We start from the raw sequence: 17,018 nt of genomic DNA, 5'->3' as shown, positions 1-17,018 counted from the left end.
GTGATTTTTATGTTAACAGAAGAAAGACATAAGCTAATATTAGAGGAGCTTAATAAAAATTCGGTGGTATATGTAAGTGAACTCGTAAAAATGTTAGATACTTCAGAGTCAACAATTAGAAGAGACTTAAATTCATTAAATGCAGAAGGTAAGCTTAAGAAAGTTCATGGAGGTGCTACTCTAGTTGAAAATGAGTTTAATACAAAGGATGATAACTTATCCATAAGAGAAAATTTAAATATGCAAGATAAGGCTATCATTGCAAAGTATGCAGCTAGTTTAGTAACTAAGGATGATTTTGTATATATAGACTCAGGAACAACAACAAATTTAATAATAGATTATTTAGAAGAAACAAGTGCAGTATATGTAACTAACGGTATAAATCAGGCTAAGAGATTAATAGGTAAAGGATTTACAACTTATATTATTGCAGGTGAGTTAAAAACTTCTACTGAAGCAATAGTAGGTGTTGAGGCTATAAATAGTTTAAGGAGATATAACTTTACTAAAGGCTTTTTTGGAACTAATGGTATTTCTGAAAATAGAGGCTTTACTACTCCAGATATGAAAGAAGCTTTAGTTAAAGAAGAAGCTATTAAAAGGACAAGAAACGCATATATACTTGCAGATAAAACAAAATTTAATGAAATAAGTTGCATTACATTTGCAGAAGTAGACGAAGCAATAATAATTACTACAGAAATAGAAGATACTAGGTATTATGATAAAACTGAAATAGTGGAGGTCTTAAAATTATGATATATACGATAACATTTAATCCAGCTTTAGATTATATAGTTAGGGTTGATGATTTCAAATTAGGGCAAGTTAATAGAACATCTTATGAAGAAATATATGCAGGAGGAAAAGGAATCAATGTTTCTATAGTTTTAAACAATTTAAATGTAGAAAATATAGCACTTGGATATATTGCTGGTTTTACTGGAGAAGAAATAGAAAATAAAGTAAAGCGTATGGGATGTAAAACAGATTTTATAAAGCTTAATAATGGTTTGTCTAGAATAAATGTTAAGTTAAAATCTAATGAAGAATCAGAGATAAATGGTCAAGGGCCAGATATTACTGATAACGATTTAGATAAATTATATAAAAAATTAGATTTATTGAAAGAAGGTGATGTATTAGTTTTAGCAGGAAGCATTCCAAATACCCTTCCGGAAAATATATATGAAATAATCATGGAAAGGTTAAAAGATAAAGCAGTAAAGATTATAGTAGATGCAACAAGAGATTTATTATTAAATGTTTTAAGATATAGACCATTTTTAATTAAACCAAATCACCATGAATTAGGGGACTTATTTAATATTGAAATTAAAAATGAAGAAGAAATTATTATTTATGCAAAAAAACTTAAAGAAATGGGAGCTAGGAATGTGCTAATTTCTATGGCTGGAGATGGGGCCATATTCATAACAGAAGATAATAGAGTTATAAAATCATCAGCTCCAAAAGGAAAGCTAGTTAATTCTGTAGGAGCAGGAGATTCTATGGTTGGTGGCTTTATAGCAGGATATTTAAAGAATAAGAATTTTGAAGAAGCTTTTAAGATGGGAGTTGCAACAGGAAGTGCTAGTGCTTTTTCAGAAGGATTAGCAACTAAAGATAAGGTGTATGAATTGTTAAAAGAAATATTATAGGATGGAGGATTAATTATGAAAATTACAGATTTATTAAATAGAAAATCTATAGCAATAAATCCTAAGGTTGATTCTAAAAAAGATGCTATAAATATGTTAGTCAATTTAATGGATGCCTCAGGAAATTTAAGAGATAAGAATGAGTATAAAAAAGCTGTTTTAGCTAGAGAAGAACTTAGTACTACTGGAATTGGAGATGGGGTAGCGATACCACATGCTAAAACGAAGGCTGTTAAGGATGCAGGTTTAGCAGCTATGATAGTTAATGATGGAGTCGATTATGATTCCTTAGATGGTAATCCAGCCAAAATATTCTTTTTAATAGCTGCCCCAGATGGAGAGAACAATTTACATTTAGAAGTTTTAGCAAGACTTTCAACTATGTTAATGGATGAAAAGTTTAGAAATGCTCTAGAAAATTCAAAAACACCAGAAGAATTTATAAAATTAATTGATGAATTTGAAAACAAAAAGGTTAATAAAGTAAAAGAAGAAAATAAAGATGGATATAGAGTATTAGCAGTAACAGCATGTCCTACCGGAATTGCCCATACTTATATGGCAGCTGAAAGCTTAGAAGAAAAGGCGAAGGAAATGGGAGTTTCAATAAAAGTAGAAACTGATGGTTCAGGTGGAGCTAAAAATGTATTAACTTCTAAGGAAATAGAAGAAGCTGAATGCATTATTATAGCAGCTGATAAAAAAGTTGAAATGGCAAGATTTGATGGAAAGAAAGTAATTCAAACTAAGGTTTCTAATGGAATTCATAAGTCTGAAGAATTAATAAGTAGAGCTACATCAGGAGATGCACCTATTTATCATCATAATGGGTCAAAAAGTTCAGATGAAGAATCTACTGGAGAAAAAGAAGGTATAGGACATCAAATATATAAGCACCTTATGAATGGAGTTTCACATATGCTACCATTTGTTATTGGTGGAGGTATATTAATAGCTCTAGCATTTTTATTTGATGATTATAGCATAGATCCTGCAAACTTTGGTATGAATACACCATTTGCAGCATTCTTGAAAACTGTTGGAGGAACTGCCTTTGACTTTATGTTACCTATATTAGCTGGGTATATTGCAATGAGTATAGGTGATAGACCAGCACTTGCAGTAGGTTTTGTAGGTGGGATGCTTGCTAATAAGGGAGGTTCAGGATTCTTAGGAGCATTACTTGCAGGTTTCATTGCGGGATATTTAATAGTTGGATTAAAGAAGTTATTTGAAAAACTTCCGAATAGTTTTGAAGGTCTAAAGCCAGTACTACTATATCCATTCTTTGGAATATTAATGATTGGTGCAATAATTATGTTTATAATAAATCCTCCAGTAGCAGCCTTAAATAATGGAATTACAAATGTTTTAAATAACATGGGTGAGAGTAGTAGAATATTACTTGGAGCAGTTTTAGGTGGAATGATGGCATTTGATATGGGTGGTCCTTTAAATAAGGCAGCATATGTTTTTGGAACAGCTTCTTTAGCAAATGGACAATTCGAATTTATGGCAGCAGTTATGATTGGTGGAATGGTTCCTCCTTTAGCAATTGCGCTATGTACAACTTTCTTCAAAAATAAGTTCACTAAGAAAGAAAGACAATCAGCATTAACTAACTATATTATGGGATTATCATTTATAACAGAAGGAGCAATACCTTTTGCAGCAGCAGATCCATTAAGAGTTATTCCAGCTTGTGTGGTAGGATCAGCAACTGCAGGTGCGTTATCAATGTTCTTTGGTTGTGCGCTTAGAGCTCCCCATGGTGGTATATTTGTATTACCAGTTATAAGCAATCCTTTAGGATACTTTGTTGCATTAGTTGTTGGTTCATTATTAGGTATGATAGTTTTAGCACTTCTAAAGAAAAGTAAATATTAGTAGTAAAATGAAATCATTTAATGTAAGATTTGAATAATTACTGTTATTTGTAAATTAATTCTTTGAAAAAAGGACAAGGTTGTAATATAATAGAATTATAGGAAGTTTAATATAAATTAAACCAAATTAAACTAAATTTATTTTGTAGGAGTGTGGTATAATGAAGAGTCTAAAAGGTACAAAAACAGCAGAAAATCTTATGAAATCATTCGCAGGTGAATGCCAAGCTAGAACTAGATATACTTATTATTCAAGTGTAGCTAAAAAAGAAGGATTTGTTCAAATTTCAAACATATTTATGGAAACAGCAGAACAAGAAAAAGAACATGCTAAAAGATTTTATAAATTCTTAAAAGATGAATTTGCAGGAGAAGCTATTGAAATCAATGCAGCATATCCAGTAGGGTTATATGAAAGTACTGCAGACAATTTAAGAGCAGCAGCTGCAGGAGAACATGAAGAATGGTCTCACGATTATCCTGAATTTGCTAGAATAGCAAGAGAAGAAGGATTCCCAGCTGTAGCAGCAGCTTATGATAAGATTAGTGAAGTAGAAAACATGCATGAAAGAAGATATAATGCATTATTAAAGAATGTAGAAAATGGAACAGTATTTAAGAGAGAAGAAGTAGTTCTTTGGAAATGTGGAAATTGTGGATTTATTTTCGAAGGAAAAGAAGCTCCAGAATTATGTCCAGCATGCTTACATCCAAAAGCTTACTTTGAAGTATGTACTGAAGCATATTAATAGTTCTAAGAACCTGAAAGTTTTACTTTCGGGTTCTTTTAATTTTTATAATTAATATATAATAACAATACATATAGATTAATAAGTTATTTAAGAGATATAATTAATGTAATGCTAGAAACACATAAAGGGGTATTATTATGTTTAAGTCTTTGAAAAAAAAGTTCACAGGGATATATCTTGCTTTAGTATTACTTATTATATTAGTAGGAGCAGCATCCACTGTAAGTACAAATTCAATAAGAAATTATATAAATGGATTTATAAGTAATAACTATATGAGCATTGATTCTGTAAATAATATGATAAATGCTATTAATAATCAAGATAAAGCCATCTTAATTTATCTTCAAGGAAATAAGGAAGAAGCATTAAATTTATTTCATAAAAATGATGATGAATTTTATAAATGGTTTTATATTGAGAAGGGAAATGTTACAGAAGAAGGAGAACTTGATGTTGTAGATGAAATAAATAATCAATATATTGAATTTGGAAAATTATTTTCATCTCTTCAGGATATAAGTAATGGTAGTAATCATGAAGAAATAGTAGAGTATTATTATGATAAGATAGTACCTCAAATTGATACTATTAATACTTCCCTGGAGAAATTATCAGACATAAATGAAGAAATTCTATTTAGTAAAAAGGAAAGTTTAAGAAGTATGGCTCAAACATCTATTTTTATAATAGGTTTTATGGCATTAATAGTTTCAGTGCTGGGAGGATCTATTGCTATGTTTCTAACTAATAGGTTCTTTAATCCTATTAATTTATTGTTAGATGCAATTAAGTCAGCTAAAGAAGGTAATTTAAATAAGAAGGCTCCTATAGTATATAATGATGAAATAGGTGAGTTAGCATTAGAATTTAATAATATGGTAAATAGATTATATCAGTTTGAGATCGAATCTAAGGGAAGTCTACAAGCTGAGAAGGACAAGTCGATAAATATAATAAAAAGTATATCTGATCCAATAGTATTATTAGATAATAATTTTAAAATAAAGTTTATTAATGATAAAGGTAAAAAGTTTTTTCACATTTATAGTGATAGCTATAAGGATAGAAGTTTCTTAGAGGTTATTCCTATCCCAGAGGCCTTTAAATTTATAAAGGAAAGTTTAGGTGAGGATAATAAAAGAAAAATCATTGAAGTTACTAAAAATAATAAGAAGTATTTCTTTAATTTAACTATTAATGCTATAAAAATAAGCGGAGAAGATGTACAAGAAGTATCTGTTTTATTTAAAGATGTTACAGATTTAAAGGAACTTGAAGCAGTAAAGACAGAGTTTATTGGAGCTGTTTCTCATGAGTTAAAAACTCCTCTTACATCAATAATGATGGGAATTGGATTAATAAATAATAAAAATATAGGCGATTTAAATAATAAGCAAAAAGAAATAGTTAAAACAATTGGAGAAGATGTTCAAAACTTAAATGAGTTAGTATCAAACTTATTAAAGATATCTGAGATCCAAGCAAATAAATATAGTTTTAATATTAAGGAAAATGATATTAATAAGTTACTTGGAGAAGTTATTTCAAGCTTTCTTAATCAAGCAGAGGAAAAAAGTATTGAACTAAAGCTAGATATTAAAGAGGAACTTCCATTGGTAATGATAGATAGAGAAAAAATAAAATGGGTTCTTAATAATTTAATATCTAATGCAATAAGGTACACAGAAGTAGGGGAAGTAATACTTACTTCTTATAGAAAGCTAGATAAAATATATATAGAAGTAACTGATACAGGAAGAGGAATTCCTAAAAATTATTTAACTAAGATATTTGAAAAATTTGTTAGAGTTGAAGAATTTGAAATTCCTGAAGAAAGTACGGGGCTGGGGCTATCTATTGCTAAAGATATAGTTGAAATTAATGGTGGAGAAATATGGTGTGAAAGTGAAGTGGGGATTGGAAGTAAATTTATATTTACTATACCTATTTCTATAGATAATAACTAGGAGATGAAAAAGATGAAGAGAATATTAGTTGTTGATGATACTAAGAATATTAGAGTGTTACTAAGTACATGCCTTGAACTTAGGGGGTATGATGTTATAACTGCAGATAATGGTGGAGAAGCTCTTGAAATTATTAATGATAAGAATCAAAAAATAGATTTGATATTTTTAGATATAAGAATGCCAGGATTAAGTGGAACAGAAATACTTAAGAATATAAAATATATTAGAAATAACTGTCCAGTAGTGATTATGACTGCATTTGCAACAGTTAAAAATGCAGTGGAATGTACTAAGCTCGGAGCTTTAATATATCTTCAAAAACCATTTTCACCTGAAAGAATAAACTTAGTATTAGATGAAATTGAAAATAAGAAGAAAATAGGAAGTATAGATGAAGATATAGATGTGTTACTAGATGAGGTAAGGGATTTCTTAGATAAGAAAGAGAACACTAATGAGGCATTTAATTTATTAAAAAAGGCTCTTAGTATAAATCCATATTATAAGGAAACTTATTTGCTAATAAGCAAATTAAATGAGAAAATAGGAAATGAAGAGGAAATGATTAGATTTAGAGAGATATATAAACTTTTTAAATAAAATGCGAATAAAACATAATGATATGTAGAAAATTTGAACAAATAGTCTGAAAAATTCATATATAGTATATTTTAAATTAATTATAACTAATATATAATTATAGTATAGTAAAATTTTATGATAATAGGAGATTATGAAATATGTTTTTAAAAGAATTAAATAAGGATGAGGCAAATGCTTTTTTAAATTTAGTATCAATATTTGCAAGAATTGATAATGAATTTGCAAAAGAAGAAAAAGCTCTTTTAGATGAGTATAAAGAAGAGTTAGGATTGGTGGATTCTGGAATTAAGGAAATGGTATATGAAGATATTATTGAAAGTTTAAAATCTTCAAGTGATAGGGCAAAGAGAATAATTTATTTTGAATTAGTAGGATTAGCTTTAGTAGATGGGGAGTATGAAGATGAAGAAGTTGATTTCTTAGAAAAAATAGCAGCTGAGTTTAGTATTCCTAGAGCTAAGAGGATTGCAATAGCTAACTATTTCTATAACTTTACAGATGTTTATAACTTTACTACAGTTGATGCGGAAAATAATATTGAACTTTTAAAGGAACAAGCAGAAATAATTTTATAATTCTATAAATAAAATAGGAGTACTAAGTATTTCTATTTTTTTATATATTCAAGTGTTATAATAGGTAAACTTAAGAACATTAAAGCTTTTGTGGAATTTAATAAAGATGATTTGTGGGTAGAGGAATTTGCTTTTGAATTTTTCACTAATATGATTATTTAAGAATAAATAAAGTGAATTAAAGAATTTTAATTGAGCAAAATAACACTATAAACTTTAGGAGGTGTTATTTTGAATAATCAGAATGATAATATGATTGGAGGACTACCTGCAAATATTAATAAAGAGGTACCTACAGCTAAAGACAATGCAAATTCAATAAAGGCCTTAATTAAAAAATCAGGTGAAGTAGTTGGCTATGAGCTAAATAGTGGTGAGAGAGTATCTAAAGAAGAAGGCGTGAAAATGGCTAGGGAAGGGAATATCTCTGGAGTTGCTATTGGAGTATCAAAAAAAGGTGAAGAATACTTAAGAAGTCTTCCTGATCAAAGTGAAAACAACAATTTAAGTTCTCTGCCAACTGTGGAATAAGCATAAAATTATATATGAGTACTAAAGAGATTATAAATCATTTTTAGTGCTCTTTTTTATTTGATGCAATGCTTTAAATTTTAGTAAGTCTTCATAAATAGTTTACTTTTTATCTATCATTGTTTTATTGAAAGTTATTAATTTATTATGTAGAATTGAATTGGATTAAGGAACTATTTAAAGATAAGGGAGATAAAAATAAATTATGATATTACTATTATTAGCATTATCAGCATTTGCATCTTTTAAATTAGCAGAAGAAAAGGGTCAAAATAAGATTATATGGACAGTTGTAACAGCAGTTGCAGGGCCAACTACATTGGCAGTTCAATATTTACTATCATGCTATAAAGATAAATATGCAGTAAAATAATATTAATAGGGGCTGTTGCAAAAACAGCCCCTATTATTCATTCTTAATTTTTTATCCTGAGATAGCACCTTCAGATAAGTTTAAATCCCCATTTACAGTTTTAACATTAACTTTACCATTTCCATTACCAAATTTCATGGTATTAGCAGTGTTTAGATAATCTGAATCATCCTCATAAGACTCAATATATAAGCTTCCATTTATAGTCGAATAAGATAATGTTAAGTTGGAGTCTTTATGTATTGATAGATTAATGCTTCCTGAAGTAGAGTTTATATTTAAATTACTTGGGTTACTAGATATTAATGTATAAATGGAACCATTTATAGTGGAAATAGTACCATTAGTAAAATTATCTGTAGAGGATATACTTCCATCAGTAGTATTTAGTATTAAATTTTTAGCATTAAGTCCATTAGTTACTATACTTCCGTTAGTAGTGGAAATGTTAGTTGCTTCTGATGTTAAATTATTTATTGATACATCTGAATTAGTAGTTTTAATATTTAAGTTTTTCAGGATTAAATTACTTAATTCTATATTACCATTAGAAGTATTAATATTTATATTATTTGAATATGAATAAGGTACCTTTATTAAAAAGCTAATATTATTTCTATATTCATTTATTGATGATATATTTTGTGAAGGGGTAACTACTAATGTTTTATTATCTACTGAATTTGAAAGTAATTCAATCTGTTTATTTTGAGCTGAAGATGGATTATGCTTTGAATAAATTGAAATACTTAAGTTATCACCTGGATATGTTTGTACAACAGTAGGATAATTATTAAAGTCTATATTAGTATTATCTATATCCTTTAAATCAATTGACTTTGAATAAACTTCATCACCACTTAAATCATTAAAGTCTTTACTCCAATATAAAGCATTGTTGTAATACTGACTGATATTGAAATAATTATCTACTTTAAAATCACTATAATAAAGCTGAATAAAAGCAGTAGTAAAACAAATAATTGATGAAAGTAAGAGAAAAGCCATAAATATTTTCATTTTACTGCTAATTATTTTTTTGTTTTCCATTATCTTTCCCCCTTTATTTTTCTAGACGACCAATTAAAGAATTTTTTACTCCAATGTATTAATAGTTTTATAAAGTAATATAACAATAGTACTGAAAAGATAAATAAAAATATACTACCTAAAACTGAGAATGCTAATACTGAATTAGGGAAGTCCACAATAAATTCAGGTAAGATTGTTAATCCAATTCCATGTACAACTTTTCCTATTAGAGTTATAGTCCCAGCTACTGATAATGAAAAAGATGAAACTATTACAGCTAAAAATATACTTCCAATAACGCCAGCAATTCCTAAAATAGAAGGTCCTAATAATATAAATGAAAGAGCAATGATAAGTAAGGAAAATATTAAATTACTAGAATGATTATTCTTTTTCTTATAAATGTAAGAGTTCTTTTCATAATTATTCTTTGATTTAAAGTTTCTACTAACTTGTTGATTATCACTAGAATCACTTACTACTATTGAGGGGCTAAGTATAGGATTTTCTTTATTGTACCTATACTTCCTTACAACATCATAAGGATCACCTAATTCATTAACAATTTCATCATAGTTTTTTCCTTGTTCTGTGGCTAAATCAAAGTAGTCTTTATAATAAAATAATATATCGCTAAGCTCTCCCTCAGGAAAGTCATTCAAACCATTTTTGAGTATTCCTAAAAATTCTTCTTTACTCATAATATTCTCCTTTATATTTAAGATTAATTATTTTAAAATTCAATTATGTTGACTTAAGTATAAAAAATACTAGCTATCAATACAATAGATTGAAACATCCTTTAAGGAAATTTTAAGGTGTAGATAAGTAAAAGTTAAGAAGTGAATTATGTTAAAATTGTGGAAAGTTATCCACAAAATGTGGACAACTATTAAAAATTGTTGAAAACTTTAAAAAAGATATTGACACAATATATATGGAGTGAATATATGTTTGTAACAATATGATGATATATAAGGAAAAATATAAGTATGTGTAATAATATAGAAAGTAAGAAAAATACAATTTAAAAGTTGTTTATAAAGTTATGCACAGTTTGGACAAAATGTGGATAAAATATGTGGATAATGTTACAATAATACCAGGAATAAAGAAAAAACCATATGTTTTAAGAATTAACCTGTGGAAAACTTTAATATAAGTGGTGGATAAATTTGAAAAATTTGTTGAATAATTAGGTTGTTTTATAGAGATAAGGAGAAATTATGGAATTTGATAAGAAAATTTATGAAGGAATATTTATAGAAAGGCCAAATAGGTTTAATGCAAAGGTATTATTAAATGGAGAAGAGTTAACAGTACATGTACCTAACACAGGTAGATGTAGAGAAATATTAAAAGAAGGAACTAAGATATTTTTAAGAGAAGAGTTAAATCCTACAAGAAAGACTAAATATGATTTAATTGCAGCTATGAAAGGTGATATGTTAATAAATATAGATTCCCAAATACCTAATAAAGTAGTTAACGAAGCGTTATTAAATAGAAAAATTGATACTTTACATAAATATAGTAAAATTAATAGAGAGAAAACTTATGGAAAAAGTAGATTTGATTTTAAGTTATCCACAGAAGATGAAAAAGAAAATTATTTTTTAGAAGTTAAGGGAGTAACATTAGAAGACAATGGACACTGCATGTTTCCTGATGCACCTACTGAAAGAGGGGCAAGGCATATATTAGAATTAATAGAAGCCAAAAAGGAAGGATACGGTGCTGGAATACTTTTTTTAGTACAATTAGATAATGTAGAGACATTTTCTCCTAATGATGAACGAGACCCAGAGTTCGGAAGAGCATTAAGATTAGCAAGAGAAAATGGTGTTGATATTATGGTTTATAATTGTAAGGTAGATAAAAACATGATTGAAATTAACAAAAAAATTGATATAATATTGTAATTAACCTAGTTTTTGCTAAGTAAGAGGTGAAGTATGAAGTATAAATTTTGTCCTATATGCGGAAGAGGGCTAGAGGAGAAGTATAGCTGGGATGAGGGTGGAGTACCTTATTGTTCCCATGATGATATGATGTTTTTTGATATACCTAAACCATGTATTATGGTAGCAGTTATTAAAGAAGATGAAATTTTATTATTAAAACAAAGCTATATATATGAAAATTCTAAGGTTCTTCTAACGGGGTATGTAGGTAATAATGAAACAGCTGAAGAGGCTGTATATAGAGAAGTTAAAGAAGAGGCTGGAATAGATATTAAAAACATAGAGTATCTTGGATCTGATTATGTAAAAGATAAGGAGATACTAATGATTACTTTTATGGCTGAATACGTTAGTGGTGAAATTCAAAAGTCCTGCGAAGTTGAAGGTATGGGGTGGACCAAGCTATCAAATGCATTAGAAGAAATGAAAGAAGATGTTATTGGTACAAAAGTAGTTAAAAATGCATTGAAAAAAATATTAGAAAATCAATAATAGAGAGTTTTGAAATGTGGAGCATTTTAAAATGAAAAAATTAAAGAATGAAAAATATATTAATAAATAGAGGAGGTTTTGCAATACAAAACCTCCTTTATTTTTCATTTTTTCATTGTGCGTTAGCACTTTTACGAGCCTTAGAACTTCTTTTTACAGCCATTTGTCTTATGGAGCATATTATATTTATATTTGCGGTTTTATTCGCATTTTAATTTACTTGTCCATTTTTCTTGAAGGCTTTTAGAACTGGTACCAAGAGCATTGCTACAAACCCTGCACCTAAGCCATTATTGTATAGATTTAATCCACCATGAAGATATCCAATGTTACTAACCATATTTACGTGGAGGACACCAGCTAATATTCCTGCTATCCAGCCGAATTTTCCTGCAATAGGAGCAAGGGCTGTTGAGAATAGTATTGCTAATATTAAGGATGGAGAATTTATAGGATTAGTATTAATATAGGCCCCTATTAAAGCCCCTGCAATAACTGGGATAACGTTAAGTAAATGTTTACCAAAGGCTCCAAAACCAATAATGGTGAAAATCCCAGAGATAGTTGGTCCATTTAAGTCTCCATTAACAATTAACACTAAGGTTGTGGATACTAAACCTAGGATTCCCATGTTGAAGTAAGCAGTTCGGCCAAAGTCTTGGTAGAAATCACTAGGCAAAATGCCTGATTTCTTAAAAATATTCTTTATATCTTTAATTAGATTTTTATTTTTGTATAAACCAATAATAATTAAGAATAGTGATGTGGTAAATAATATTATAGAAAATATATGATTTGAACCTACATTCCATATTAATCTTGATGGAAATTCTATGCCTAAAGCTCGTAAGATTGCCATTAATAGAGTAGCAAATAATCCAGCTGCAAATCCTACGTTATATAGGTTGTACCCGTTGTGAGAATTAAAACAATGATTAGCTATAGGGGGCAATATAAAACCTGTAAATATTCCAAGGGAGAAGCCAAGAATTACTCCAGAATAACTAGGAAAATGACCTGTATAGCTAAATTGACTTACTGTAGGTGCAAGGGTGGTTGAAAGAAGTGCTGTTAATACATACTTTGAAAAAGGTTCTTTTTTATATTTTGAATATAAATAGACGCCAATCATAATAGGCCAAATATTCAGTATATTTTTCCCGAAGAAAGCAAATCCTTTTATTAGCCAGATTGACATTATAATAGCGCCATTTGGTTTAACTTTTAAAAGAATTAATATAATCATAGGAATAAAGCTTGTCAGACTAGAATTAATTAGGGCAGCACCAATACCACCAAGCTCAACATAATCAGTAATAAGAATATCTGGGCTTTTGAGTATAGTTATTAGTCCAGATAAAATCTTGCTTGGAGAATCTAAGATAAAAGCAGATAATAAAAAAAACAAATTAATTATAGAAATTACTACGTAGGGGAGATAAAATCGCCTCTCTTTAATAAAAATCACCTCTCAATAAAAATTAGTATATAAGCTTTTAAAATCAGTCTCTCTTTAATTAAATTAGCTTTTATACTATAATGTGTGAGTAACAGGACAGTTTTTAATTTATATAAGAAATTAAATAACTAGGTATTTAATTTTAGTATTCTACTTTATATTATATTAACTAAAGCTTTTTAATATCATAATGATATACATTATTAATTGGAAAAAATTTTTTTGAAAATTGTATTGATTATACTAGTACAATTTTATAAAATAATTTAGTTATGTATACCTTAAAGAAATATAAAAGTAGTATAATATTATTATAATTAAAAAATCAGAATTTATAAAGATAAATAGGAGGAGTTTTATATGGATGGAAAGAGAATTAAACAAGTACCAGAGATAAAAGGCACATTAAGAAGCCATGTAATTGAAGTGCCTTCTTGTATTAGAGAGTGTAGTGGAATTAAAATTTTTGGTAAGAGAATTAAATCTATATTATTCACTACAGATGTAGCAATTATAAAAAATACAAATGCTGATGCTATTATAGCAGTGTATCCCTTTACTCCTCAACCAATTATAACTCAAGCTTTAGTTATGGCTGCAGATGTACCAGTATTTTGTGGAGTAGGTGGTGGAATCACTCAAGGAAAAAGAGTAGTTAACTTAGCCTTAGATGCAGAATTTAAAGGAGCCATGGGAGTAGTGGTAAATGCACCTACATCAAATGAAATAATAGAAAATGTTAGAGAAGTAATAGATATACCTGTAATAGTTACAATAGTATCTGAATGTGAAAACATTTCAGAAAGAATTGCAGCTGGAGCTACTATACTTAATGTATCAGGTGGTAAACATACACCTGCAATAGTAAGAAAGATAAGAGAAGAGTTTCCTACCTTCCCTATTATTGCAACTGGAGGTCCAACTCAAGAAAGTATAATGAGAACTATTGAAGCAGGAGCTAATGCTATCACTTATACACCACCACTATCAGGAGATATTATGGGTGATTTAATGGATAAATATAGAGGGGAAAATTAGAAAATAAATTTTTATAATTATAGAATAATTCTGAAAATGGTGTATAATAATATATATATAATTAAACTTTTAAGTTAAGATACCACTATGGAATTCCATAGTGGTTTTATTGTATAAGTTGTAAAAAAGATTATATATTTTATTAGAATATATTTCGTGCTAAAAGCAGTTAAGATATGAATTTATATTAAATACTTTTATATAAAATAAAAAATTGGAGGTTGTTTTATGAAGTTATTTGGGGCGAGCAAGATAGAAGGAAGTGATTTGTATATTGGAGGGGTCAAGGCTACTAGCCTTGCCAAGGAGTTTGGAACTCCATTATATGTCATGGATGAACAACTTTTGTTAGATAATTGCAGGGGCTATATAAATGCATTTAGGGCTAAAGAAGAAAAAAATAGAGTTGCTTTTGCGGGAAAGGCTTTTTTAACTGTAGAAATGTGTAAACTTATTGATAGAGAAGGTTTATACTTAGATGTAGTTTCAGGTGGAGAGCTATATACTGCATATAAGGCTAATTTCCCTATGGATAAGATATATTTTCATGGAAATAACAAAACATTAGATGAAATAGAATTAGGAATTAAATTAGGAATAGGAAGATTTGTTGTAGATAATTTATGGGAAATGTCTAAGATAAATGAAGTGGCAGAAAAATATAATAAGAAGCAAGATATATATTTAAGATTAACACCTGGAATAGAAGCTCATACTCATGATTATATAAAGACAGGTCAAATTGATTCTAAGTTTGGATTTGCGCCTGTTGGAAACATAATCTTAGAGGCGGTAAAGCAAGGGTTATCTTTAGAAAGTGTTAATTTGGTGGGATTACACTGCCATATAGGATCTCAAATATTTGAAACAGAACCTTTTAGAGATGCTGCAGAAGTTATGTTAAAGTTTATAAACGAAATAAAGCAAGAAACTGGACATTTAATAGAAGAATTAGATTTAGGTGGTGGCTTTGGAATATATTATTCTGAAGGAGATAAGCCAAAGTCAATTGAAGATTATTGTAATGTTATTTTAGATAGAGTTGATGAAGTTTGCAGGGAATTAAATTTAAAAAGACCTATATTAACAATTGAACCAGGTAGATCTATAGTAGCAAATTCAGGAACAACTTTATATACAGTAGGATCAATTAAAGAAATACCAGAAATAAGAAAGTATGTAGCTGTAGATGGTGGTATGACTGATAATATAAGACCTGCTCTTTATGGTGCAAAGTATGAAGCCTTTATAGCAAACAAAGCAGATTCACCTGCTAATGACAAGGTTACAGTAGCAGGAAAATGCTGTGAGTCTGGAGATATATTAATTAATGATATAGAAATTCAGAAAGCAGAAGGTGGAGATATATTAGCTGTTTTATCTACAGGAGCTTATGGATTCTCAATGGCAAGTGGATATAATAGAATATTAAAGCCAGCTGTAGTCTTTGTTAGAAATGGAGAAGCAAGAATAGTTTCTAAGAGACAAACTTACGAAGATTTAGTAAAAGACGAGATTTAGAATGCATAATTGATGAAGAACTCCCCAGGAGGATTAGAATTGATAATGTGTAATTAATGAAAAAACTCCACAGGAGTTTTAGAAATTAAATTTAATTTAAGTAATTCCGAAGGAATTACATCCACAATTGTTAACTGTTAATTGTTAATTATTAATTGCTAAAGGGTTGTTGTTTTGCGACAACTCTTTTTTATTTATAAATTATGAATCATATATAAGTTGCAATAGTTTTTTTATATTCTATTAAGTTCCTTAATATGTAAGATAGTTCAATTAGGCAATTATACAATCAACTTATATAATAGTATTTTAATTTTTAGTCTATTTAAAATTATTGTAAATATGTTATACTATAATATAAGCTAAAAAAAGAGAGGTGATTATTGGTATTGGGATGAAAAAGGTGTTTTATACAGTAGATAGAATAGAAGGTAGTTATGCAGTATTAGAAGATAACGAAGAGAATATAATTAACGTAGAGATTATAAATGTAAAAGGTGATTTAAAAGAGGGTAAGGTTCTTTATAAAAAGGATGACCTATATTTTATAGATGAAGAAGAGACTAAAAAAAGAAATGAAGAAATAAATAATTTATTGAAAGGATTGTGGGAGGATTAATGGAAATTGATGAAAAAGAAGAAGTAACTAAAAAAAGTTTTATTAGTGAATGGGGAATTCCAATAATTTCTGCAATTATAATAGCATTTCTTATAAATAAATTTTTATTATTTAAAGTTATAATTCCATCAGAATCTATGGTACCTACGTTAAATGTTGATGATAGGCTATTTGTAACAAGAGTTTATGACTTAGATAATTTAAAAAGAGGAGATATTGTAGTATTTTATTCAGAAGAGCTTCAAGCAGATTTAATAAAGAGATTAATAGGTCTACCTGGAGATAAGATTAAAATTGAAAATGGAATAGTTTCAGTTAATGGAGAAGTTTTAAAAGAAGATTATATAGGAACAGCAGATAATTTTAATGGGGAATATGAAGTTCCAGAAAGTAAATATTTCTTCTTAGGGGATAATAGGCTTTGGTCAAAGGATTCAAGATATTGGATTAACCCTTATATCGATGGAGAAGATATAAGTGGAAAAGCTCAAATAAAAGTATATCCTTTTAGTGAAATAGGAAGGATAAAGTAGAGA

Annotated in this window: 18 protein-coding genes; 15 read left to right on the top strand and 3 right to left on the bottom strand. The window is 28.5% G+C overall.

All coding sequences use genetic code 11. The features are described 5' to 3' along the window. The first annotated feature begins 9 nt into the window (after window positions 1-9). The 9 genes from E5347_RS12835 to E5347_RS16930 all read left to right on the top strand — a co-directional run bounded on the left by E5347_RS12835 (window position 10) and on the right by E5347_RS16930 (window position 8,357). The gene (locus tag E5347_RS12835; RefSeq protein WP_136007627.1) at window positions 10-762 is read left to right on the top strand and encodes a DeoR/GlpR family DNA-binding transcription regulator; all 753 of its coding nucleotides are present in this window, start codon (window positions 10-12) and stop codon (window positions 760-762) included. After that, window positions 759-1,664: a 1-phosphofructokinase gene (pfkB, locus tag E5347_RS12830; protein WP_136007626.1), complete on the top strand. Its 906-nt coding sequence runs from the start codon at window positions 759-761 to the stop codon at window positions 1,662-1,664. Before E5347_RS12835 ends, pfkB begins: the two co-directional genes overlap by 4 nt. A gap of 15 nt (window positions 1,665-1,679) precedes the next feature. Further along, window positions 1,680-3,551 (top strand): PTS fructose transporter subunit IIABC, encoded by a 1,872-nt coding sequence (locus E5347_RS12825; RefSeq protein ID WP_136007625.1) that lies wholly within the window; start codon window positions 1,680-1,682, stop codon window positions 3,549-3,551. 160 nt (window positions 3,552-3,711) lie between these two features. Further along, entirely contained in the window at window positions 3,712-4,299 is a 588-nt protein-coding gene (rbr, locus tag E5347_RS12820; RefSeq protein WP_136007624.1) for a rubrerythrin, read from the top strand. A gap of 140 nt (window positions 4,300-4,439) precedes the next feature. Beyond that, a complete protein-coding gene (locus E5347_RS12815; protein ID WP_136007623.1) occupies window positions 4,440-6,272 on the top strand; it encodes a sensor histidine kinase in 1,833 nt (610 codons plus the stop codon). Window positions 6,273-6,284: 12 nt separating this feature from the next. Beyond that, a complete protein-coding gene (locus E5347_RS12810; protein WP_136007622.1) occupies window positions 6,285-6,875 on the top strand; it encodes a response regulator in 591 nt (196 codons plus the stop codon). 140 nt (window positions 6,876-7,015) lie between these two features. After that, window positions 7,016-7,453 carry a hypothetical protein gene (locus E5347_RS12805; protein WP_136007621.1) on the top strand — a complete coding sequence of 146 codons (438 nt, stop codon included), beginning with the start codon at window positions 7,016-7,018 and terminating at the stop codon, window positions 7,451-7,453. Window positions 7,454-7,705: 252 nt separating this feature from the next. Continuing rightward, window positions 7,706-7,984: a DUF3892 domain-containing protein gene (locus E5347_RS12800; RefSeq protein WP_136007701.1), complete on the top strand. Its 279-nt coding sequence runs from the start codon at window positions 7,706-7,708 to the stop codon at window positions 7,982-7,984. 205 nt (window positions 7,985-8,189) lie between these two features. Continuing rightward, window positions 8,190-8,357: a hypothetical protein gene (locus E5347_RS16930; protein ID WP_168354968.1), complete on the top strand. Its 168-nt coding sequence runs from the start codon at window positions 8,190-8,192 to the stop codon at window positions 8,355-8,357. 51 nt (window positions 8,358-8,408) lie between these two features. On the opposite strand, the gene E5347_RS12795 is transcribed toward E5347_RS16930, so the two are convergent. Both E5347_RS12795 and E5347_RS12790 read right to left on the bottom strand, forming a co-directional pair. Further along, window positions 8,409-9,407, bottom strand: coding sequence for a DUF4097 family beta strand repeat-containing protein (locus tag E5347_RS12795; RefSeq protein ID WP_136007620.1), 999 nt, complete (start codon window positions 9,405-9,407; stop codon window positions 8,409-8,411). Further along, on the bottom strand, window positions 9,407-10,090 hold the full coding sequence (locus E5347_RS12790) for a DUF1700 domain-containing protein (RefSeq protein ID WP_136007619.1): 684 nt from the start codon (window positions 10,088-10,090) through the stop codon (window positions 9,407-9,409). Before E5347_RS12790 ends, E5347_RS12795 begins: the two co-directional genes overlap by 1 nt. Window positions 10,091-10,615: 525 nt before the next feature. Between E5347_RS12790 and sfsA the strand changes: the two genes are divergently transcribed. Next, the gene (gene sfsA, locus E5347_RS12785; RefSeq protein ID WP_136007618.1) at window positions 10,616-11,311 is read left to right on the top strand and encodes a DNA/RNA nuclease SfsA; all 696 of its coding nucleotides are present in this window, start codon (window positions 10,616-10,618) and stop codon (window positions 11,309-11,311) included. 33 nt (window positions 11,312-11,344) lie between these two features. Then, the gene (locus tag E5347_RS12780; RefSeq protein WP_136007617.1) at window positions 11,345-11,845 is read left to right on the top strand and encodes an NAD(+) diphosphatase; all 501 of its coding nucleotides are present in this window, start codon (window positions 11,345-11,347) and stop codon (window positions 11,843-11,845) included. Between the two features lie 211 nt (window positions 11,846-12,056). Here the strand turns inward: E5347_RS12780 and E5347_RS12775 are convergent, their stop codons facing one another. After that, a complete protein-coding gene (locus E5347_RS12775) occupies window positions 12,057-13,253 on the bottom strand; it encodes a DUF1576 domain-containing protein (RefSeq protein ID WP_243109781.1) in 1,197 nt (398 codons plus the stop codon). A 411-nt stretch (window positions 13,254-13,664) separates the two neighbouring features. On the opposite strand from E5347_RS12775, the gene E5347_RS12770 reads away from it, so the two are divergent. From E5347_RS12770 to lepB, 4 genes are all read left to right on the top strand, one after another. Continuing rightward, on the top strand, window positions 13,665-14,342 hold the full coding sequence (locus E5347_RS12770) for a hydrolase (protein WP_136007615.1): 678 nt from the start codon (window positions 13,665-13,667) through the stop codon (window positions 14,340-14,342). Between the two features lie 228 nt (window positions 14,343-14,570). Then, complete coding sequence (gene lysA / locus E5347_RS12765) at window positions 14,571-15,863, top strand: diaminopimelate decarboxylase (RefSeq protein ID WP_136007614.1); 1,293 nt, start codon at window positions 14,571-14,573, stop codon at window positions 15,861-15,863. Between the two features lie 394 nt (window positions 15,864-16,257). After that, complete coding sequence (locus E5347_RS12760; protein ID WP_136007613.1) at window positions 16,258-16,482, top strand: DUF3006 domain-containing protein; 225 nt, start codon at window positions 16,258-16,260, stop codon at window positions 16,480-16,482. Beyond that, a complete protein-coding gene (lepB, locus tag E5347_RS12755; protein WP_136007612.1) occupies window positions 16,482-17,015 on the top strand; it encodes a signal peptidase I in 534 nt (177 codons plus the stop codon). Before E5347_RS12760 ends, lepB begins: the two co-directional genes overlap by 1 nt. Window positions 17,016-17,018 lie beyond the last annotated feature (3 nt).

Source organism: Clostridium sartagoforme (genome assembly GCF_004794105.1).
GTDB lineage: Bacteria > Bacillota > Clostridia > Clostridiales > Clostridiaceae > Clostridium > Clostridium sartagoforme_B.
This window is presented reverse-complemented; position numbering and strand designations above follow the sequence as displayed.